This window comes from Aeromonas popoffii, from assembly GCF_037818705.1.
GTDB classification, from domain to species: Bacteria; Pseudomonadota; Gammaproteobacteria; order Enterobacterales; family Aeromonadaceae; genus Aeromonas; species Aeromonas popoffii.
This window is the reverse complement of record NZ_CP149129.1, coordinates 3,118,428-3,139,607: the sequence shown is the minus strand read 5'-3', so window position 1 is coordinate 3,139,607 and position 21,180 is coordinate 3,118,428. Positions and strand designations below refer to the sequence as shown.

Below are 21,180 nucleotides of genomic sequence, written 5' to 3'. Positions count from 1 at the left end.
ATAAGGTTTTTTTATGGCCAATGACGTTGATACCGCACTGCTGCGCTCTTTCGTGAGTGTTGTACAATGTGGCAGCATTAACCGAGCCGCAATATTGCAAGGGAAAACACAGCCAGCGCTTAGCCAACAAATTCAGCGTTTAGAGCAACAGTTAGGCCATGCATTGCTGCTTCGTTCCAACAGGGGCATCCGTTTAAGTACAGAGGGGGAGGCGTTATTACCTTATGCAGAACGCATTTTAAGTCTAACAGACCAATTGAGTCTAAAACCCGCATCACAAGGCAAGCAGCATTGCAGTATTGGTTTGGTTGAAGACCTTGTGAGTCATCACTTTACCCGCGTACTCGCTGACTTTGCTTGTGTGCATCCTGGATTAAGCCTGCGTGTTGAGGTTGCTAACAAACAGTCACTCTTTGCAGCGTTTGAACGTGGTGAGTTAGATGTTTTGGTCAGCATGCCAATTACCAATGCACCAGCACCAATTCAGGAATTTAGTTTTCCTCTTTATTGGTTTGCAGAACATGGGTTTGAACATCAAGGTGAGTCGTTACCTTTAGTTATGTTTAGCCAACCTTGCTCATGGCGTAATCGTATATTAGAGGCTTTAAATAGAGTAAATATTCCTTGGCATATAGTATTTGAGAGCAGTAGCCTTGCAGCGTTACAAGCTGCTACAGAGGCAGGGCTGGGCGTTGTCGCTTTACTTTCTCAAACACCCCCAAAGCATAGCCAGATATTGACTCACCTCCCTACACTCCCAAATATTACCATTGCAGTTTATCGCCAGCGGGGAGATATAGATGAAACAGTTCAACAATTAACCAATCTATTTCTAAGAGAAATGCAGCATCATCTTGTTACGCTAAATGATGGTGAGGGATAGTAGAACTCAAGAGAAAGGGGGCTCAGCCCGGTTTGTGCGTTCAAGAAGCACTTAACGGGCAATGGGCCGCCATTTCGGTTGTCGTCTCGCTATATATGGCTTATCTCGTATCTTGGGCTAACAATCGCAGGTTGGTGTTGAACGAAGTGAATTGCACCGCTGTTTGGTAACAGAAAGTGTGGGGCTGCAAGGTAGAGGTGATTACGCGAATGTCTGAATACGCTTCGCTATTCGAACCTATGCGCTTATTGCACCCTACTGAGTCGTCATTTGGCTTGATGGCGATGCACGAGATGGCGAAAGCTCATGATGGTGGTACGGTCGAAATGGGTTGGTCGAATGAGAACTTGGCAAACGAGCGCATGAGGGGCGTCCTCAATAGTCACAGCGCGGTAGAATAAGGTTTAAATATGATATAAAAATAGATGAGGCGGGAATTACCCCGCCTCATCCAACCTGGTTTGATACTTTAATTCTTAATGTAACTATTATGGACTAACTATCGCCGCGAATGAGTACGGATTGCTATATATGGTCTGCACATTGGTGAGCGGGGCCACGGTACTGCTGTCACCGCCAGAGCTGGCATTCCCCCACGTCACGACTGTCCCATCCTGCTTGCGGGCAGCAAAAGCACGTAAAGTTGAGAAAATGGTCTGCACATTGGTGAGCTGGGCCTGCACGGCACTGCTGTCACCGCCAAAGTTGGCATCCCCCCACGTCACCACTGTCCCATCCTGCTTGAGGGCCGCAAAAGCACGGCCACTTGAGAAAATGGTCTTCACATTGTTGAGCGGAGCCACGGCACTGCTGTCACCGCCAAGGTTGGCATCCCCCCACGTCACCACAGTCCCATCCTGCCTGAGGGCCGCAAAAGCAAAGTCAGTTGAGAAAATGGTCTGCACATTGGTGAGCGGGGCTACGGCACTGCTGTTACCGCCATTGTTGGCACTCCCCCACGTCACGACTGTCCCATCCTGCTTGCGGGCAGCAAAAGCAGAGTTAGTTGAGAAAAGGGTCTGCACATTGGTGAGCTGGGCCTGCACGGCACTGCTGTCACCGCCAGCACCAGCACTTCCCCACGCCACCACAGTCCCATCCTGCTTGAGGGCAGCAAAAGCACTGCTATTTGGGACAATGGTCTGCACATTGGTGAGCGGGGCCACGGTACTGCTGTCACCGCCATTGTTGGCAGTCCCCCAGGTCACCACTGTCCCATCCTGCTTGAGGGCAGCAAAAGCAGTGTTAGTTGAGAAAAGGGTCTGTACATTGGTGAGCGGGGCCACGGCACTGCTGTCACTGCCTCGGTTGGCATCCCCCCACGTCACCACTGTCCCATCCTGCTTGAGGGCAGCAAAAGCAAAGCCAGTTGAGAAAAGGGTCTGCACATTGGTGAGCGGTGCCACGGCACTGCTGTTACCGCCCTGGTTGGCATGCCCCCACGTCACGACTGTCCCATCCTGCTTGAGGGCAGCAAAAGCACTGTAAGTTGAGAAAATGGTCTGCACATTGGTGAGCTGGTCCTGCACGGCACTGCTGTCACCGCCAGAGTTGGCATTCCCCCAGGTCACGACTGTTCCATCCTGCTTGAGGGCAGCAAAAGCAACTTCATTTGGGAAAATGGTCTGCACATTGGTGAGCGGTGCCACGGCACTGCTGTCACCGCCAAAGCTGGCGTCCCCCCACGTCACCACTGTCCCCAGGTTTGTCACTGTCAAACTGCCGAACGCACTGATGCCATCGAGAAGAGCGGTGACTGTGGTATTGCCTGCCGTGATGCCTGATGCAACCCCTGCGGCGCTAACGGTGGCAATCGTCGGCGCACTGCTGTTCCAGGCAACCAGGCCAGTGACATCCAGAATGCTACCGTCATCATAAGCCCCTTGAGCGCGATAACTCTGGGTCGAGCTTCTCGAGATTGTTGCACTCGGCGGCGTGATGGTCAGCCCGGTCAGCACAGCCGCTGTGACAGTCAAGCTGGCAGTGTCACTTTGTCCATTCAACTGGGCAGTTACCGTGGTAATGCCCTCGGTCACGCCAGTGGCAACGCCTATGGCGCTGATGCTGGCGACAGCAGGCGCACTGCTGCTCCAATCAACCTGGTCAGTGACATCCAGGGTGCTACCGTCGCTAAACGTCCCCTGAGCGCTGTAACTCTGGGTCAAGCCGTGCGGGATAGTCGCACTCGGCGGCGTGATGGTGAGCCCGGTCACCACAGCCGCAGTGACAGTCAAGCTGGCAGTGGCACTTTGTCCATTCAACAGGGCTGTTACCTTGGTACTGCCCTCGGTCAGGCCAGTGGCCACCCCTGCGGCGCTGATACTGGCAATTGTCGGAGCACTGCTGCTCCACGCAACCAGGTCAGTGACATCCAGGGTGCGACCGTCGTTAAACGTCCCCTTAGCGCTGTAACTCTGGGTCAAGCCTTTCGGGATAGTCGCACCCGGCGGCGTGATGGTGAGCCCGGTCAGCACAACCGCTGTGACCGTCAAGCTGGCGGTGGCACTTTGTCCATTCCACAGGGCTGTTACCGTGGTACTGCCCACGGTCAGGCCAGTGGCCACCCCTGCGGCGCTGATGCTGGCGACAGCAGGCGCACTGCTGCTCCAGGTAACCAGCTCAGTGACATCCAGGGTGGTACCGTCGCTATACGTTTCTTGAGCGCGATAGCTCTGGGTCAAGCCTTTCGGGATAGTCGCACTCGGCGGCGTGACCGTCAGTGCGGTCAATGTAATACCAGAAATATCCAGTGTTCGCTCGCCAACCAGATTATCTAACGAAGCAATAATTTGTACGCTACCCACCGCGATGGTAGAAACCACCCCGGTTGCCGAAATCGTTGCATTCGCATTAGAAACAGACCATTTGACGCCGTCTGTTGTCACTTTCGTGGAACCGTCACAGTAAGTCAGCGTTGCCTCATACTGCTCGCTCACGCCAACTGGCAGTTGATCACTACTCACCCCTTTGAGTAATGGATTCTGTGGGGCAACCTGAATAGAAACAAGCTGGTCACAGGTTGCTGGTTGAGAAGGTAACCCGCTACCTTCCCCCCCACAAGCAGTGAGTATCAGCACACCTGCACTCATTAAAAAACGCATCATTGATGTCATAATAATGAACTCTTAATAGTTGATTAGTCTTCGGATGCTTTATTTATATTCACCAGTGAAAACTTAAGCCTGCATAGAGTGTGCTTAAATCACTACCACCGGTATCACCACCACCAACATTATTAATCCATTGGTATTCAAGTTGCCCTTTCCATTTTTCTGAAAAAGCGTATTCGAAACCCGTGCCGAGCAGTGGCGACAAGCCGGTGTCATGGGTCCGATGCTGGAAATATACCTCTTGCCCCGTCACGTCCGTACGCCAAGCCATTGCGCCACCTTTAGCAAACACGCTTAAGTTATTGGTCAGCGCATGGTTATATTTTAGGGACGCAGATAACCCTTGGATCTTGCCTTCATATGGCGCACTACGTTTTGGTGCGCCCAGCGATGGGTAGGTCGCCTCTATTTTCCCGAAATAATCATAGCCAGCCTCAACTGAGAGGCGGGGGTCTAAATAGCTGTTCCGAATAGTAGATCACAGGAGGAAGGGAACTCAGTCCAGTTTGTGCGATCTGATTAGTCGCCAAACAAAACAAGCCACACCCAAAGGACTGAGTTGATGCCTATCCTACCACCCCTGCCACGACCACAGCGGCGCCGTATTCACAAAATCATCCATGCCACGCGTGATAAAGGACATGCTCGTCGCTTGATGGCCATCTTGCTGTTACATGAAGGACGTACGGTCACCGATGTTCATCACCTTACCGGCGCTGCGCGCTCGACCATCGGTCGTTGGCTTCGGTGGTATCGAGATGAAGGCATAGATGCACTAGAAGCCTTACCGGCTGGCCGTGCCCCAGTTTTACCTATCGCCAAGATGGTCACCTTACTGGTGCTGCTCATGCAGTTTTCTCCGCAAGATTTTGGTTATCAGCGCAGCCGTTGGTGTACCGAACTATTGGCTATCAAAATCAATCGGTTAACAGGGCTCAATGTGGCCGCCTCCACACTTCGTCGATGGTTACCTCGTATGGGTATTGTCTGGCGCAGGCCCGTGCCGACCTTGCGGATAAAAGACCCGGCCTATCAGGAGAAAATGGCGAATATCGACGCCGCGTTGGCCCGTTGTGATGCCGATAATCCGGTGTTTTATGAGGATGAAGTCGATATAGACCTCAATCCCAAATTAGGGGCCGACTGGATGTTCAGAGCGCAGCAAAAGCGTGTTGTCACACCGGGGCAGAATGCCAAGCATTACCTGGCAGGCGTTCTTCATGCAGGCAACGGAAGAGTGCTTTACGTCAGCGGGATAAAGAAAAACTCATCCCTGTTTATCGCCATGCTGGAAAAACTGCGTCACCACTACCGACGAGCCAAAACCATCACGCTGCTCCTCGATAACTACATCATTCACAAAAGCAAACAGACCGAGCGATGGTTGAAGAAGAACCCCAAGTTCTGCCTGGTATTCCAGCCAGTTTACAGTCCTTGGGTTAATCACATAGAACGGCTGTGGCACAAGTTACATGAAACCATCACGCGCAATCATCAGTGCAGAGGGATGACCAGCTTGCTGGCTCGAGTGAAACACTTCATGGATACCGTGTCTCCTTTCCCTGGGAATGGCTATGGAACAGTGAAGGTGTAGCACTATTAGGATCAGTTATTTAGCACGTATCCAGCATAAATACCCGCGCCCAGCTCGTTGTTGTTACAAGTCAGCCTATGTGGTTCACAGGCATTGTGGGCATGAACCCAGCCCGATTTCACGCCGATGTAAAATGGCTGTGGTTCTGCGTGCACATCTGGCATAAACATCATGGCGGCCATGCACACAACAGGGATTTTCCTTATCATAAATCATCACCTCATTAAAGCCTAATGCCTTGTTTTATAAAGAATGTTGACATCCTCAACAGTTCACGCCTCGCCGGAAGAGGCGGAATTAAAATGGGAGATCAATACTTTCGTTTCTGATCATTTGCTCAATAACTATATCAGTGGATCGGCGTTGTTGAATATAAATATCTCCACTCAGTTCTTGTGCCTAAAATCAAGTATTTGCGATATATGCTGCTACACCGAAACGAAATGATGGACTTTTTGAGGGGTGGGGGCGATAAACCAGTGAAAAGTTTTTTTATTCATCGATGCCCCCCTGTTTGCCAAGCGAAATATTCTGTGGTGGCTTTACACAGGTCATCGATTACAGCCGTATATCCGGACTGTACTGAGGGGGGGCGGTTTGGTGGCTTGGTTGCGATGTCGGTAGCGATCCCTCCGAACGAAATTAGGTTGCCAAGTGAGGCGTGATAATCAAGATGTGGGCGATGTAAAACAGGAAACGTTTAAGCACTGGCGGCAGATCAATAAATGACTTGATAAGAAAGGTGTATTGGCTTCAGCTTGGGCGGCACTTGTGCCAGCAGGTTACTGGCCGTGGCGGACCGGGAGGCTGGGTTCCAGTGCAAGGGAGAGTCTCAGCATGTCCTTGTGCTGGATGCCGTGTTCAATCAGAGGCTCAGGGTAGTGGATAAGGAAATGGTCTTTGAGCACGGCATCGACGCGAAAGCCGTGGCGCGGGTAATAGGTGAGCTGATGGCCAACGCTGCCGGTTCCGAGTTCGACGCGGCGCACGCCCTTCTCGGCAAGGCTCTCCAGCACAAAGCGCAGCAGGCCAGAACCTATGCCTCTCTGCTGGTGTCCGGGAGCTACGGCGATATTGAAGATCTCGACAATCTGCTCCCCGATAAGGTTGGCCACGCAGGCTCCCACAATCTCATCGCCCTCGCTGGCGGCAAAGCCCAGAGCGCCGGGCAGGTAGGCGGCGATGCGCTGCTCGGACGGATCTGCTTCCAGCAGCAGTGTCAGCGGCAATCGGTCGGGAGCGATCTCGATAAAGGTCACCTTCATCTCATCCTGTTCTCTTGGCAATGGGCGTAGCCGACCCCGAGGGGCGTGTCATTCAATACTCAAGAAACGTCTCGCCGCAGCGCTCGCAGATCAGGTGTTTTACATGGGTGGTCTGATAGGCGAGGGTCCCGCCAAATGCCCAGTTGGTGAGGGTGCTGGCGCGAAAGGCTTGCCAGAAGGCTTTACGCGGTTCTTTGGGCATCAGGTCCTGACTGTGGTCGCGCGCCACTTGCACCACGATATGGCGGGTACGCTCTCTGCATTTGTCACAGCGATGGATTTCGCTCTGCGCTTGCTGTTCCCTTTGTTGCTGCGGCTCGTGTTGGGTTGTCATGATGGGCACTCTCCTGCTGATGGAGCGCCCATCATATTCCTTTCCACTTGGCTCTCATAGCCCCATGGGGAGTTTTGCAATCGGGAGCGGGATCACCCTGACCTGCGACCTGGGCCAGTCAGGGGACTGCGTCCTATCTCTGTTTGTCAGCCAGGGACACTGGTATCGCTGCGCCGTTCCAGCGCCCGCTCCACGTAGAGATAGCCGATGCCCATCACCTGCTGGGCACGGCTGAGCGTGCCGACGCGCAGTTGGGTTGCATTGACCGCATCACTGCAATCGAACGGATTGGCGCCGGTCTGACTGACGATCGTTTGCAGCCAGGTCTCACCAAAGCCGCAGCTGCGGCCATAGAGCCAGATGCGGTTGATGTTGAGGATATTGAGGAAGTTGTAGAGGCTCAGGCCAATGGCGCGGGCCCCTTCGTCCACCAGGGCGCGGATCATGGTATCCCCCTGATGGTAGAGCGCGAGCAGCTGGGCCGTGTCGAGCTCCCCGTCCACCAACGCCGGGTTGTCGGCACTGGCTTGCTGCTTGAGAAACACCCGGGCCCGTTTTTTGATGGCAAACAGGGAGGCGACCGTCTCCAGGCAGCCGTAGCGGCCGCAGGCACAGGCGCTGCCGTCCGGATTGATGATGGTGTGGCCTATCTGGCCGCTGCCAAACAGGGTGCCCCGGTAGATCTGGCCGTTGATGATAAAGGCCGACCCTATGCCGTAATCGACGTTGATGACGCAAAAATCCCCGCCGCTTTCCTGGCCCTGCCACTTCTGGGCCAGCGCCAGCATGATGCAGTCGTTATCCACCATCACCTCGCAGCCGAGGCGCTCCTCCAGCAGGTACTTGAGCTCGACCGGCGCGTGCCAGGGGGCCTGCGGCATGGTTTGGGAGACCCCGGTCGCCGGGTTGACCTGACCGTGCACCGCCAATGCCAGCCGGATCGCCAACCCCTTGTGGCGGCGCTTGTGCTGGTAGTAGTGCGCTTCAATCAGGCGCAGCAGCTCATCGGGGGTCTGCGGCGCTATCTTCTGGCCGCAGAACTCACCCAGCGGGGTGATCAGGTTATCCACCAATATGCTTTCCAGGCTGGTGGGGCTGATGTTGAAACAGAGAATGGCCCCCTTGCCGCTGGCGATGCGGTAGCTGCCCCCATTGATGCCACGCAAGGAGAGGTTTTGTTCGCTGTGGCTGATGGCGCCGTCGGCCACCAGCTCGTCGAGGATCTTGCTGACCGCCGGGATGGAGAGCTCGCAGTGGCGGGCCAGGGTGGACTTGCTCGCCTCCTTGAGTTGATAGAGCAGTGCCAGCAACACCTGCTTGTTGTGGTGGCGTACCTTCTGGTTGTTCAAGCCGATGATCATCAGTTCACTAAACTCCGCTTACTGTATTGCGTGATCTTTAAGCGAAAATCGCTGCAGTCACCATTCTAAACTGGCCTCATCGAAACGTTTACTAATAAATGTTGAATGAGGCGAGATTGATGAAAGCTGATGTAAAAGTCTGGGTAGAGACCATCTCACTGCCGACCTACGAGGTGGGTGCCGAAGATCCCAACCCCATGTTTCTCGAGAAGCGGGTCTATCAGGGCTCCTCGGGGGCCGTCTATCCCTACGGCGTGATCGACACCCTCACCGGTCAGAAGCAGATGAAGTCCTATCAGGCGGTCTGGCTGGAGAACGACTTTATCAAGGTGATGCTGCTGCCGGAGCTGGGGGGCCGCATCCATCGTGCCTACGACAAGGTGATGCAGCGGGATTTTGTCTATTACAACGAGGTGATAAAGCCGGCGCTGGTGGGACTGGTAGGGCCCTGGATCTCCGGTGGCATCGAGTTCAACTGGCCGCAGCACCACAGGCCCACCACCTTTATGTCGGTGGATTTCACCATCGCGGAGCAGGAAGGCGGCGCCAAGACCGTCTGGCTGGGCGAGGTGGAGCCGATGCGCGGTCTGCAGGTGATGGCTGGGTTCACCCTCTATCCGGACAAGGCGCTCATCGAGATCACCGGCAAGGTGTTCAATGGCAACGACACGCCGCGCCACTTCCTCTGGTGGTCCAACCCGGCGGTGAAAGGGGGCGATGCCCATCAGAGCGTCTTCCCGCCCGATGTGACCGCCGTCTATGACCACGGCAAGCGCGACGTCAGTGCCTTCCCCATCGCCCGTGGCACCTACTACAAGGTGGATTACTCCGCTGGCGTCGATATCTCCCGCTACCGCAACATTCCTGTGCCCACCTCCTACATGGCGGACAAGTCCGATTACGACTTCGTCGGCGCCTACTGCCATGACGAGCAGGGCGGCCTGTTGCACGTGGCAGATCACCATGTTTCGCCGGGCAAGAAACAGTGGAGCTGGGGCAACTGCGACTTCGGTCTGGCCTGGGATCGCAACCTGACCGACCACAACGGCCCCTACATCGAGCTGATGACCGGGGTCTATACCGACAACCAGCCCGACTTTACCTGGCTGGATGCGGGGGAGGAGAAGGTGTTTGTGCAGAACTTCCTGCCCTACAACACCCTGGGCACCCTGCAAAATGCCAATACCCGCGCCGCCATCAAGCTGGAGCGCAGCGACGACGGCCTGCTCTGTGGTGCCTACGCGATCGCGCCGCTGAGCCACGCCCGTTTCGAAGTGAGTGACGAGAGTGGCGTGCTGTTCACCCAGACGCTGGATCTGCAACCGGGTCAGGCCTGGCTTGAGCCGTTCGCCATCACCAGCGAGGGACGTTTGCAGGTACGCCTGCTGGATGAGCAGGGCCAGCCGATCCTGAGTTATCTCGAACACCTGCCTGCGGGCGAAGCCCTGCCGGATCCGGCCACGGCACCGGAGCCGGCCGTCAATCTCGACTCAATCGATGAGCTCTATTTCATCGGTCAGCATCTTGAGCAGTATCTGCACGCAAGCCGCTCGCCTTTTGATTACTACCTGCGGGCGCTTGAACTCGATGGTGGCGACTACCGCTGCAACCTGGCGCTGGCGACGCTGGAGTACAACCGCGCCAACTATGAGCCGGCGCTGGCCTACGTCAATCAGGCGCTGACCCGTGCCCATCGCCTCAACAAGAACCCCCAGTGTGGCAAGGCCAGCTTGCTGCGCGGCCACATTGAGGAGCGTCTGGGTCAGTTCGATGCTGCCTTCGATGACTTTTACAAGGCGACCTGGAGCGGTAACTGCCGCGACAGCGGCTTCCTCGGGCTGGCCCGCATTGCCATGGTACGCCGTGACCCCCTGCAGGCGCTGCCCTTTGTCGAGAAGAGCCTCGCGGTCAACGGTACCCACTATGGCGCCATCGCCCTCAAAGGGTTGGCGCTGCTGGAGTCCGGTCAGCGGGCGGCGGCCCTCGCCTATATCGACGAGCAGCGCGTCCGTTATCCGCTCCACTATCAGCTGGCCTTCCTGCGCTGGCTGGCAAGCGAGCAGCCGACCGATCTCGAGGCGCTGCGCACCCTGTGCAACGGGCGCGGGGTAAACCTCTGTTTCCTGGCGAGCAATCTGCTGGCGCTGGGTCGCCCCGAGTTGGCGCAGCAACTGCTCTCGCTGCTGCCAGTGGAAGAGACCCTGCCGCTGTTGTTCCAGGCCGCTCAGTTGCCTGAAGGTGAGGCGCAGGATGCCCTGCTGGCGCGGGCCGAGCAGGCATTTGGCCGCAAGGTGCGCTTCCCCAATACCCTGGGCGAGGTGGCCATGCTGGCGCAACTGCCCCACAGCTGGTTTGCCAGCTATCTGCTGGGCTGCTTCCACTACAGCAAGCGCAGCTACCCGCAAGCCATCGCCCTGTGGCAGCAGGTGTGCGAGCAGGCGCCCGAATTTGCCCCGGCCTGGCGCAACCTTGGCATCTATCACTTCAACAAGAGCGGCGATCCGCTGGCGGCTGAGCAGTGTCTGAGCCGGGCCTTTGCCCTCAAGCCGGATGATGCCCGCCTCTTGTTCGAACTGGATCAGCTGCACAAGCGCTGCACCGTGGCACCCAACGAGCGGTTGGCGCTGCTGGAGGCACACCGTGAGGTGGTCCTCAAGCGCGACGATCTGACCGCCGAACTGCTCGGCCTCTATCACATCACCGGCCAGCTGGAGGCGGCGGCAGAGATCTTGCGGCTGCGCGAATTCCACCCCTGGGAGGGGGGCGAGGGCAAGGTGACCGGTCAGTACCTCATCAACCAGCAGCGCCAGGCGCTGGTGCTGATGGCCCAGGGACGCCATGAGCAGGCCATACCGCTGCTGCAACAGGCTCTGTGCTACCCCCTCAATCTGGGGGAGGGGCGTCTGGTGGGGCAAACCGACAACGATATCCACTACCTGCTGGCGCTCTGTCACCTCGCCTGTGACAACCAGAGTCTGGCGGCCCAGTGCCTGCAACTGGCCTGCCTTGGTCAGGGGTCGCTGGGGGCCAGCCGTTACTACAACGATCAGCCGGTTGATTACCTCTTCTATCAGGGCATGGCGCTGGCGCGTCTTGGCCGGGTTGCGGAGGCGCAGCGTCTGTTCGAGGGGATGGTCGCCTGGGCCGAGCAGGCGATGGGCGAGTCGGTCGAGGCGGATTTCTTCGCCGTGTCGCTACCGGACCTCATCGTGCTCGACGATGACCCGCAGCACAAACATCGCCAGCACTGTCTGTTGGTCAGGGCGCTCGGCCTGTTGGGGCTGGATCAGCGGGATGGCTGTGAACAGACCTTGCGAGAGCTGCTCACCCTCAACCCGGCCCATGACAAGGGGCACCTCTTTGCCCTGATCTGCCGCGAGCTGTCACTCCACTCATAACTCTCATAACAAAAATCGGCGCCCCGCCACGGTAAGGGGCGCCACTGCACCCTACAATCGACAAGATGATAAGGATGAGTCATGGAACGCACGAAAAATCAATTGGATACGAATGGGCTCAATATGAGCTACATCTGGATGATCTGCCTGGTGGCCGCCTGCGGTGGCCTGCTGTTTGGCTATGACTGGGTGGTGATTGGCGGGGCCAAGCCCTTCTATGAGGCCTACTTCGCCATTACGGATCCGGCCCAGTCCGGCTGGGCCATGAGCTCGGCGCTGGTGGGCTGCGTGCTGGGGGCTGCCATCTCCGGCTGGTCTGCCGACCGCTTCGGTCGCAAGAAGCCGCTGATCCTGGCCGCCATCCTCTTCACCATCTCGGCCTGGGGTACCGCTACGGCCAGTAACTTCGATCTGTTCGTGATCTATCGCATCATCGGCGGTATCGGCATTGGTCTGGCCTCTGCACTTTCACCCATGTACATCGCCGAGATAAGCCCGGCCGAAAAGCGGGGCAAGTTCGTGGCCATCAACCAGCTCACCATCGTCATCGGGGTGCTGGCAGCCCAGCTGGTGAACCTGATGATCGCCGATCCCGTGGCCAGCAACGCGACCCAGGCCGATATTCTGGCCACCTGGAATGGCCAGTCCGGCTGGCGCTGGATGTTCGGTGCCGAACTGGTGCCGGCGCTGGCGTTTCTGGTATTGATGTTCTTCGTACCTGAGTCACCGCGCTGGTTGGCCAAAGATGGTCAGTATGAGAAAGCCTCCCGCATGCTCGGCAAGATTGGCGGTGATGATTATGCCAAACAGACCCTGGCCGATATCCGTCAGACCCTGGTGGGCGAGACCCACAAGGTGTCGCTGTCAGAGCTGGGCAAACCCTCGGTGCGGCCAATCCTCATCATCGGGATCGTGCTGGCGGTCTTCCAGCAGTGGTGCGGCATCAACGTCATCTTCAACTATGCGCAGGAGATCTTTGCCTCCGCCGGGTTTGACATCAACAGCACCCTCAAATCCATCGTCGCCACCGGTCTTATCAATCTGCTGTTTACCCTGATTGCGTTGCCCATGGTGGACAAGATCGGCCGTCGCAAGCTGATGCTGATTGGCTCGGCCGGTCTCACCATCATCTATGGCATGATGGCGGCTGCCTATGCCAGCGGTATGCTGGGGCTGCCGGTGTTGCTGCTGGTGCTGGCGGCGATCGCCATCTATGCCTTGACCCTGGCGCCGGTCACCTGGGTGCTCCTCTCCGAGATCTTCCCCAACCGGGTGCGCGGGCTGGCGATGTCAGCCGGTACGCTGGCGCTCTGGATTGCCTGTTTCATCCTGACCTACACCTTCCCGCTGCTCAACGCCGGGCTCGGCGCCGCAGGCAGCTTCCTGCTCTATGGCCTCATCTGTTTCGCCGGTCTCATCTTTATCTATCGCAAGGTGCCCGAGACCAAGGGGGTCACGCTGGAAGCGCTGGAAGCCCAGCTGGCTCAGGGCAAGGTCGAACTGACCCAAGCCAAGGCAAGCACCTCGGCATGACGGTATACACATTAAGCAACCCGCATCTTCGGATGCGGGTCTCTGCACAAGGGGCCTGTCTGCTGGGGCTGGACGATGATCAAGGGCGCCCGCTGCTGCGCGACACTGATCCGGCGCAGCCCTGGCATCCCGGACAGAGCGCGCTGTTTCCCATGTTGCCGCTGGCCAATCGGGTAGCGGGCAACCGGTTCGAACTGTGGGGAGATGCGTGTTCGTTGCCCGCGAGCGAGCTCGATCCCGACTTCTTTTTGCATGGGGATGGCTGGTTGCAGCCCTGGCAGCGGGTGGCATTGACCGACAGCTCGGTGACCTTGCAGCTCACCAGCCAGCATGGCCCTTTTCACTATCTGGCGGAGATCGACTATCGGCTGCAGGGAGCAAGCCTGGTGGCGCGGATCAGCCTGACCCATCTGGGGGAAGCGCCCTGCCTCTACGGCGCGGGATTCCACCCTTTCTTCTGGCGCGACGAGCAGACCCGAATACGCTTTCTGGCGAGCGGCGTCTGGCAGGAGGGGCCGGATCATCTGCCGACCGACTGGGCGAGCAGACTGGCGCCCCACCTCGATTTTCGCCAGTGGCAGCCGCCGCTAGGGTGGCTCAATCACTGTTATGGCGGCTGGCGTGGTCAGGCCGAGATCGATCATCCTGCCCGCCAGCAGCGCCTGCTGATTTCAAGCGAGTGCGCCTTCCTGATGCTCTATCAGCCCGATGACGCGAGTGGCTTCGTCTGTCTGGAGCCCCAGAGTCACGCCGCCAATGCCCACCACATGGCCGGTCATCCGGGCCTGCGCCTGCTCGGTCGCGGCGATCGCATGAGCATCGGCATGACCCTTAGCCAGCAACAGACACACGCAGCCCAATAACCTTCTCTGGCTCCCTTTAACGACAAGGGGCCTGTAAGGGCCTCAAGGAGATGAGCGGGAGACTTCGTGACCTCAGGCCGACTCCCGCTTCTGCAGGTTGGGGGTGATGATATGGCGGTTGGGGGCAAGCTCGGGTTGCTGCATCCGGGCCAGCAGCCGCCTTGCCGCCTGACGGCCAATCTCCCGCGCCGGTGAGCTGACGAAGGTGAGGGCGGGGGTGGTGAGTTCGGCCTCCGCCACATCGTCAAAGCCGAGCAGCGCCACCTGCTGGCCGATGTAGTTGTCCTTGCCCACGGTGCGTCCGCTCGCCTCAACGCCGTAAATGCCGCCGAGCGCCACCTCGGGATAGTGGCAGAGCACGGCGGTCACCTTGGGATGCTGGTGCAGCAGCTGGGCGATGGTGTCGGCGGCGCTGCGTTGAGTGCGCTCGCACTCCAGTACCCACTCCGGTTTGAAGGGCAGGCCATATTGCAGCAGGCTGGCGCAGTAGCCTCCGATTCGCTCGGCACGGGTGAGGGAGTCGGCCCGTCCGCCGACGTAGGCGATATGGCGGTGGCCCTGTTCGATAAGGTAGGTGGTGGCCTGCTGGGCGGCGTGGGTGTTGTCGGGGCCGATAAAGTCCACGTCATCCCGATAGTAGGAGCGGGCGGCGCACACCACCGGTAGCTCTGAATCGAGCAAGGTTTCCAGGGTTTTGGCCGCTGCGCCGCGAACCGGATTGAAGATGATGCCCGCCACCCCCTGCCGTGACAGGGACTGGATGCTCTGCTGCAATCGCTCCGGGCTGTGGCCGCACTGGGTCAGAAACAGCAGGTAGCCCTGTTGCTCCAGCACCTCGCTCACCCCGGCGGTCACTTCGGTATAGAAGGGGTCGGTGATGTCACGCAGGATCAGCCCCACCAGATTGGATTGCTGGCTGCGCAGGTTGGCGGCGGCGCTGTTGGGCACGTAGTCGAGTTGCTTGATCGCCTGCTGCACCCGCTCGGCGGTGGCCGGGGAGATGCGCCCCTTGCCATTGAGCACCATGGAGACGGTAGTGACCGAGACTCCCGCCAACTGGGCGACATCGGTGATCTTGACGTTTTTCGAGACGAGCGGTTTGGATGGCATAGGGCGAACGGGGTGCGATGGCTGGTTGAGTGCGAGGCCCCAGCATACCTGCTCAGATGCTCAAGTGAAACGTTACATCACCGTTGGGCCGATCCGGCTCACAAATTTGGATCTCCCTGCCAGCCAGCCCCCGCATTCTGTGATCTTGTCGGCACTTGTAGTTTGATAAAACGTTTTATCATCCAGCAAAACCTGATGCTGACCCGCGCCTCTGCTTCGACATTGCTTCGACATTGCTTCGAGCTGGGGTAGGGCTGCCACAGACATTGCTGTTTATTCACAAGGAGCCGTTTCATGGCCAAGCCTCAAGCCAAATCCACCATCTGGGAGTTCCTGCAGAGCCTCGGCAAGACCTTTATGCTGCCGGTCGCCCTGCTGGCCTTCTCGGGCATTTTGCTCGGTGTCGGCAGCTCGCTCACCAGCGATGCGGTCAAGCAGAGCATGCCCTTCCTCGACAACACAGTGCTGCAACTACTGTTCCTCTGGATGACCAAGGTGGGGCTGGTGGCCTTTATCTACCTGCCGGTGATGTTCGCGGTGGCCATTCCGCTCGGGTTGGCGCGGGAAGAGAAGGGGGTCGCGGCCTTTGCCGGTTTCGTCGGCTATGCGGCGCTCAACCTCTCCATCAATTTCTACCTGACCGTGGCCAACGTCATCGGTGACGCGGCGGCGGAGAAGGCCTACGGGGTGAAATCGATCCTCGGTATCAGCTCCATCGACACCGGTATTCTGGGAGCCATCATCGTCGGGGTGATCGTCGCCAAACTGCACGCCCGGTTCTACACCTACCGGATGCCCGATGCGCTCGCCTTCTTCGGCGGTGCCCGCTTCGTGCCCATCATCACTGTGCTGGTACTGGGCGTGGTCGGTCTGGTGGTGCCGTTCGCCTGGCCCTGGTTTGCCGCTGGCATCAATGGTATCGGTGCGCTGATCTCCCACGCTGGTCCCTTCGGCCCCTTCCTGTTTGGTACTGGCGAGCGTCTGCTGCTGCCGCTCGGTCTGCACCACATTCTGGTGGCGCTCATTCGTTTTACCGAAGCGGGCGGCACCCAACTGGTGTGCGGCAACGAGGTGAGCGGCGCGCTCAATATCTTCTACTCCGAGCTTGCCTGCGCTGACACCAGCGGTTTCTCGGTCTCTGCCACCTCCTTCCTCTCTCAGGGCAAGATGCCTGCCTTCCTCGGCGGCCTGCCGGGTGCGGCGCTCGCTATGTATCACTGCGCCCGCCAGGAAAATCGCGGCAAGATCAAGGCGCTGCTGGTCTCCGGTGTGGTGGCCTGCGTCATCGGCGGCATCACAGAGCCGCTGGAGTTCCTGTTCCTGTTCGTGGCGCCCGTGCTCTACGTCATTCACGCCATCCTGACCGGTCTCGGTTTTATGACCATGGGGCTGCTCGGCGTCACCATCGGCAACACCGACGGCAACCTCATCGATTTTCTGGTGTTCGGCGTGCTGCAAGGCACTGCCACCAAGTGGTATCTGGTGCCGGTCGCGGCGGCCATTTGGTTTGCCATCTACTACAGCGTGTTTCGCTTCGCCATCGTGCGCTTTAACCTCAAGACTCCCGGCCGCGAAATCGAAACCAGCGAGACTGCCCAGCCAGCTGGCAAGAAGGCTGGTAACAGCGGCTACAACGGTGAAATCATCCTCAATGCGCTGGGCGGGGCCGATAACATCCTCGCGCTCGATAACTGCATCACCCGCCTGCGGATGTCGGTGCAGGATATGAGCCGGGTCGATGACAAGCTGTTGAAAGCGAACGGCGCCATCGGGGTGATCAAGCTTGACGAGCACAACCTGCAGGTGGTGATCGGCCCTCAGGTGCATCTGGTGAAAAACCAGTTGCAGAGCCTGATGAGGGACTGATCTGGTCAATAAAACCCGAATAGGGGGCGCAAGCCCCCTCTTTGCCTCTCATAATATGTCTCCTGTTTATGAATGGGGAAAATTCATGCGCGATACTTATGATTTTGACCGTGTGGTCGACCGCCACGGCACCTATTGCACCCAGTGGGACTATGTGGCCGACCGCTTTGGCCACGCCGACTTGCTCCCCTTTACCATCTCCGACATGGATTTCGAGACCGCCCCCTGTATTCGCCAGACCCTGGCCACCCGTCTCGAACACGGGGTATTTGGCTACAGCCGCTGGAATCACAGTGACGTCAAGGGGGCGGTGAGCGACTGGTTTGCCAACCGCTACGGGGCAACGCTCGACCCGGATACGCTGGTCTATGGCCCCTCGGTCATCTATGTGATTGCCCAGCTGGTGAGCTTCTGGTCGGCGCCGGGCGAAGGGGTGCTGGTGCATACCCCCGCCTACGACGCCTTCGGCAATATGCTGGCGGCCAATGACAGGGTGCTGCTGCCCTGCCCGCTCAAAAAAGAGCAGGGGAGTTACCAGATTGACTGGGCGTGCTTTGAGCAGCAAGCCGCCCGCACCGACTGCCGCATCCTGCTGCTGTGCAGCCCCCACAACCCCACCGGCCGGGTCTGGACGCGCGATGAGCTGAGCCGGATGGCTGCTATCTGCCAGCGCCACGGGGTCAAGGTGATCTCGGACGACATCCATATGGATGTGAGCTTTGCCCGCTACCTGCCGTGGAGCGAGGTGGCGCCGGATGATAACTGGGCGCTGGTGAGCTCGGGCTCCAAATCCTTCAATATTCCGGCCCTTGGCGGCGCCTATGCCTTTATTGCCAACGCACAGGCGCGGGCCGCCTATCTGCAGCGGCTCAAGGCGGCCCATGGCCTCTCATCGCCGCCCATTCTCGGGGTGCTGGCCCATATCAGCGCCTATCGGGACGGCGGCGAGTGGCTCGATGCGCTGAAAGCCTATCTGCACGGCAACCTCGCCAATGTGGCGGCGCGGCTCAACGCCGCGTTCCCCGCCATCGACTATCGGGTGCCCGAAGGGACCTATCTCGCCTGGATTGATCTGCGCGGGCTTGGCATCGACTCCAGCGAGCGGATGGATGCCCTGCAAATCTTGCTGGTGGAAAAATACCGGGTCGCCATCATGCGCGGTGACACCTACGGCCCCGAAGGCAAAGGCTATATCCGCCTCAACGTCGGCTGCCCGCGCTCAAAGGTCGATCAGGGGCTCGATGCCCTGATCGGCGCGCTGGGGGAGTTGCATGCCAGATAAAACAAGCCGCTCCGGGCGGCTTGTTTATTGCGAGGTCAGCTTTTGGGTATCGGGAGAGTTAGCCTGTCCGAGGATGGCACGGCTGCTAAACAGCACCTTGCCGCAGGCAAGGCAGGTGTGACGCCGTCGGTAATCACCGACGCAGGTAAGCGGGCTGAACAGTACCTTGCGGGAACCGCAGGCGTAGCAGCTGGCGTGCTCGTCATCCTCGGTGGCGCATTCGGGATGCAAGCTGAGGTACTTAGGCAGGGTGGGCAGCTTGTCCCAGTCGGGCTGAGCGACCGAGTTGTTCTTGAGGATGATGGCGACGGTCACCAGGCCCGCCAGGGTGAGTAGTACGTCCGTCAATTCCATGAGCGTCAAGACTCCGTCCGTGATGGGCCGCAGGGCCCTGGGGTTGGCAGGTACAATATGGCTCCTATCTTATCTTGCTGCGGGCTGAGTGTGCTATCCCCGTCAAGGTAGCCTTTTGGCGCCGTCTGCCGGGGAGGCGATCATGAAGAACAGTTTGGAGGGCATCTCCTCTTCAGCGCCCTGGTCGATTCCCTGCCGATGGCCTGGCCGAGCCGCGTGGAAAAAATGTGCATAACCGGCAGATCTTGAGGTTGTCTGCGAGATAGTCGGACGACATCACCTCAATGAACTGATAATAGAGGGAAATGTTGAATTTAATGACATCGGGTCAGAATGATTTTGTGGGGTTTCATAGGGATCTGAATGCTGTTTGCTAGATTGGTTTATGCATAATCAATCGTTTATTTAGTTGGACAATCTAGGTGGGATCGGTGTCCAATCAAAGGAGCAGGTTGGCCAACAGTGCCGTCAGCCAGTGTGTAACCCTATGATGTAAGGAGACATCCTGATGGAAAAACTTGACCAAGAGATCGACACCATGCGCCAGGAGTTTGAGTCACAAGGCCAGAAACAGGCCCACGACAAATGGCAAGCCAGGGTTGATGAACTGCAACGGGAACGGGATCGTTCAGAAGCGCCCCAGCCGGAAGCTGAAAAACACTAGCTCGTCGACGGCCACCTAGTGATGGCCATCGGTCAAGCAGACAATAAACACCCCCATAGCCTCAGAGGAGACTGGGGGTTTTTATTGGCCGGGAGATTGCACCCTTGCACGTGTTATGAAGCGCAGCCTGACAAACAAAGATGCTTGCAGGGAACAACAAGGACCATCAGTGATGGTCCTTGTTCGTTTAGGCCGTTATTGAAACCTGCGCAGGGGGTACGTCTTGGCAGCGGTTGCCGGCGCGGGCGACCCGGCCTTCTGCCAGCAGCTGGTAGTGGCCGGTAGCGGCGGGGACAAAGGCGGACTGGCCCTTCTCGAGGCGCAGCGTCTCGCCGCCCTGCTTGAGTGTGACTGTGCCATCGATAGCAAACAGGATCTCGGCGCTGGCGGTGGTGAGCGCATGCTCGCCTGCCGGATAGACGCTGAAGGTGAAGTCCGGTACGGGCACATCGAAGTGCTGCACAGTGTTGCCGGTCATGCCCTCACAGCGGGGGGCCAGCAGGATCTGGTTATCTGGCTTGGGCTGGCAGCGGGTGCAATCCAGCAGCTCTGCCACGTCGATATATTTTGGGGTGAGACCGGCGCGCAGCACGTTGTCGGAGTTGGCCATGATCTCAAGACCCGTGCCGCGCACATAGGCGTGAGGGGTGCAGGCATCGAGGAACATCGCCTGACCCGGCTTGAGGGTCACGACATTGAGCAAGAGCGGCGAGAAGAGCCCCACATCCCCCGGATATTGGGCGGCCAGACTGGTAATGAGCGCAAAGGTCTCTTCATCCTGATGGTCGGTGGCATAGGCCAGCAGGGCCGCCAGCGCGGCTTCCTTGCGTGCCCCAGTCAGGATCAGCAACTGGTGGAAGAAGTGCTGCAAACCACTTTCGTTCTGGTTGGTGGCAAGGGCCGCGACCAGATCGGCGATGGACGCCAGCTTGATCCGCTCGAACAGCGCCAGGATGGCTGGAATGGCACGAAAGCCGTTCATCGCCTGATAGGGGGTGAGGGCAAACACCAACTCCGGTTTGTGGTTGGGGTCTTTATAGTTGCGATTGCTCGCCTTGGGGTCGATGCCGGCGGCCTCCTCCCTGGCAAAACCGGCTTCGGCCTGGGCCTTGCTCGGGTGTACCTGGATGGAGAGGGCCTTCTCGGCGCACAGCACCTTGAACAGGAACGGCAGGCTGCCGAAACGGGCCCGGGTGGCCTCGCCCAGCGCGGCGGCCGGAGCTGCGTCGATCACCACAGAGAGCTTCTGCACCCTGCCCGCCAGCGTCACCTCTGAGCAGCCGTTGGGATGGGCGCCCATCCACAACTCGGCCTGGGGTTTGCCCGTTGGATTAGGGATGCCAAACAGGGCGGTGAGGGCGTCATGGCTGCCCCAGTCGTAGTCTTGAATCGGATTTTGCATTAACAAAAAAGAAGGCAGGTCGCGACTGCTCATAAGGGACGCCTCATTTAGTTTGAAGAAAGTCGGGTGAAGAAAAGGGTGGCATTGCTGCTGTGGACCGGACTATAACATGGGCTGCCTTTACCGCCGCAACCGCTTGCCTCTCTCCTTTGATCAGGATC

General features: G+C 58.3%; 17 protein-coding genes. 8 read left to right on the top strand and 9 right to left on the bottom strand.

The features are described from left to right. Nucleotides 1–13 precede the first annotated feature (13 nt). A complete protein-coding gene (locus tag WJM78_RS14250) occupies nucleotides 14–883 on the top strand; it encodes a LysR substrate-binding domain-containing protein (protein ID WP_339010020.1) in 870 nt (289 codons plus the stop codon). A gap of 488 nt (nucleotides 884–1,371) precedes the next feature. On the opposite strand, the gene WJM78_RS14245 is transcribed toward WJM78_RS14250, so the two are convergent. Continuing rightward, nucleotides 1,372–3,612, bottom strand: coding sequence for an Ig-like domain-containing protein (locus tag WJM78_RS14245; protein WP_339010018.1), 2,241 nt, complete (start codon nucleotides 3,610–3,612; stop codon nucleotides 1,372–1,374). A gap of 433 nt (nucleotides 3,613–4,045) precedes the next feature. After that, on the bottom strand, nucleotides 4,046–4,465 hold the full coding sequence (locus tag WJM78_RS14240; protein ID WP_339015873.1) for an outer membrane beta-barrel protein: 420 nt from the start codon (nucleotides 4,463–4,465) through the stop codon (nucleotides 4,046–4,048). A 90-nt stretch (nucleotides 4,466–4,555) separates the two neighbouring features. On the opposite strand from WJM78_RS14240, the gene WJM78_RS14235 reads away from it, so the two are divergent. Beyond that, complete coding sequence (locus WJM78_RS14235; protein ID WP_339009389.1) at nucleotides 4,556–5,587, top strand: IS630 family transposase; 1,032 nt, start codon at nucleotides 4,556–4,558, stop codon at nucleotides 5,585–5,587. 11 nt (nucleotides 5,588–5,598) lie between these two features. On the opposite strand, the gene WJM78_RS22835 is transcribed toward WJM78_RS14235, so the two are convergent. The 4 genes from WJM78_RS22835 to WJM78_RS14220 all read right to left on the bottom strand — a co-directional run bounded on the left by WJM78_RS22835 (nucleotide 5,599) and on the right by WJM78_RS14220 (nucleotide 8,547). Further along, the gene (locus WJM78_RS22835; RefSeq protein ID WP_422388453.1) at nucleotides 5,599–5,751 is read right to left on the bottom strand and encodes a hypothetical protein; all 153 of its coding nucleotides are present in this window, start codon (nucleotides 5,749–5,751) and stop codon (nucleotides 5,599–5,601) included. 618 nt (nucleotides 5,752–6,369) lie between these two features. Then, the gene (locus WJM78_RS14230) at nucleotides 6,370–6,846 is read right to left on the bottom strand and encodes a GNAT family N-acetyltransferase (protein ID WP_339015871.1); all 477 of its coding nucleotides are present in this window, start codon (nucleotides 6,844–6,846) and stop codon (nucleotides 6,370–6,372) included. A 58-nt stretch (nucleotides 6,847–6,904) separates the two neighbouring features. Further along, entirely contained in the window at nucleotides 6,905–7,186 is a 282-nt protein-coding gene (locus tag WJM78_RS14225) for a hypothetical protein (RefSeq protein ID WP_339010015.1), read from the bottom strand. A gap of 146 nt (nucleotides 7,187–7,332) precedes the next feature. Then, complete coding sequence (locus WJM78_RS14220; protein ID WP_042034042.1) at nucleotides 7,333–8,547, bottom strand: ROK family transcriptional regulator; 1,215 nt, start codon at nucleotides 8,545–8,547, stop codon at nucleotides 7,333–7,335. 119 nt (nucleotides 8,548–8,666) lie between these two features. On the opposite strand from WJM78_RS14220, the gene WJM78_RS14215 reads away from it, so the two are divergent. The 3 genes from WJM78_RS14215 to WJM78_RS14205 all read left to right on the top strand — a co-directional run bounded on the left by WJM78_RS14215 (nucleotide 8,667) and on the right by WJM78_RS14205 (nucleotide 14,341). Then, nucleotides 8,667–11,945: a DUF5107 domain-containing protein gene (locus WJM78_RS14215; RefSeq protein ID WP_339010011.1), complete on the top strand. Its 3,279-nt coding sequence runs from the start codon at nucleotides 8,667–8,669 to the stop codon at nucleotides 11,943–11,945. A gap of 81 nt (nucleotides 11,946–12,026) precedes the next feature. Beyond that, nucleotides 12,027–13,478: a sugar porter family MFS transporter gene (locus WJM78_RS14210; RefSeq protein WP_108537611.1), complete on the top strand. Its 1,452-nt coding sequence runs from the start codon at nucleotides 12,027–12,029 to the stop codon at nucleotides 13,476–13,478. After that, nucleotides 13,475–14,341, top strand: coding sequence for an aldose 1-epimerase (locus WJM78_RS14205; protein ID WP_339010008.1), 867 nt, complete (start codon nucleotides 13,475–13,477; stop codon nucleotides 14,339–14,341). The genes WJM78_RS14210 and WJM78_RS14205 overlap by 4 nt, the downstream gene beginning before the upstream one ends. 72 nt (nucleotides 14,342–14,413) lie before the next feature. Here WJM78_RS14205 and WJM78_RS14200 read toward each other — a convergent pair whose 3' ends face one another. After that, a complete protein-coding gene (locus WJM78_RS14200; RefSeq protein ID WP_139719062.1) occupies nucleotides 14,414–15,451 on the bottom strand; it encodes a Mal regulon transcriptional regulator MalI in 1,038 nt (345 codons plus the stop codon). Between the two features lie 294 nt (nucleotides 15,452–15,745). Between WJM78_RS14200 and malX the strand changes: the two genes are divergently transcribed. Beyond that, nucleotides 15,746–17,317, top strand: a complete 1,572-nt coding sequence (gene malX / locus WJM78_RS14195; protein ID WP_339010004.1) for a maltose/glucose-specific PTS transporter subunit IIBC — start codon at nucleotides 15,746–15,748, stop codon at nucleotides 17,315–17,317. An 85-nt stretch (nucleotides 17,318–17,402) separates the two neighbouring features. Further along, a complete protein-coding gene (locus WJM78_RS14190) occupies nucleotides 17,403–18,599 on the top strand; it encodes a MalY/PatB family protein (protein ID WP_339010002.1) in 1,197 nt (398 codons plus the stop codon). A gap of 24 nt (nucleotides 18,600–18,623) precedes the next feature. Here WJM78_RS14190 and WJM78_RS14185 read toward each other — a convergent pair whose 3' ends face one another. Further along, on the bottom strand, nucleotides 18,624–18,953 hold the full coding sequence (locus tag WJM78_RS14185) for a hypothetical protein (protein WP_339010001.1): 330 nt from the start codon (nucleotides 18,951–18,953) through the stop codon (nucleotides 18,624–18,626). A gap of 508 nt (nucleotides 18,954–19,461) precedes the next feature. On the opposite strand from WJM78_RS14185, the gene WJM78_RS14180 reads away from it, so the two are divergent. Next, the gene (locus WJM78_RS14180; protein ID WP_108535925.1) at nucleotides 19,462–19,617 is read left to right on the top strand and encodes a hypothetical protein; all 156 of its coding nucleotides are present in this window, start codon (nucleotides 19,462–19,464) and stop codon (nucleotides 19,615–19,617) included. A 187-nt stretch (nucleotides 19,618–19,804) separates the two neighbouring features. Here the strand turns inward: WJM78_RS14180 and manA are convergent, their stop codons facing one another. Beyond that, nucleotides 19,805–21,052, bottom strand: a complete 1,248-nt coding sequence (gene manA, locus WJM78_RS14175; protein WP_339009998.1) for a mannose-6-phosphate isomerase, class I — start codon at nucleotides 21,050–21,052, stop codon at nucleotides 19,805–19,807. Between the last annotated feature and the right edge of the window lie 128 nt (nucleotides 21,053–21,180).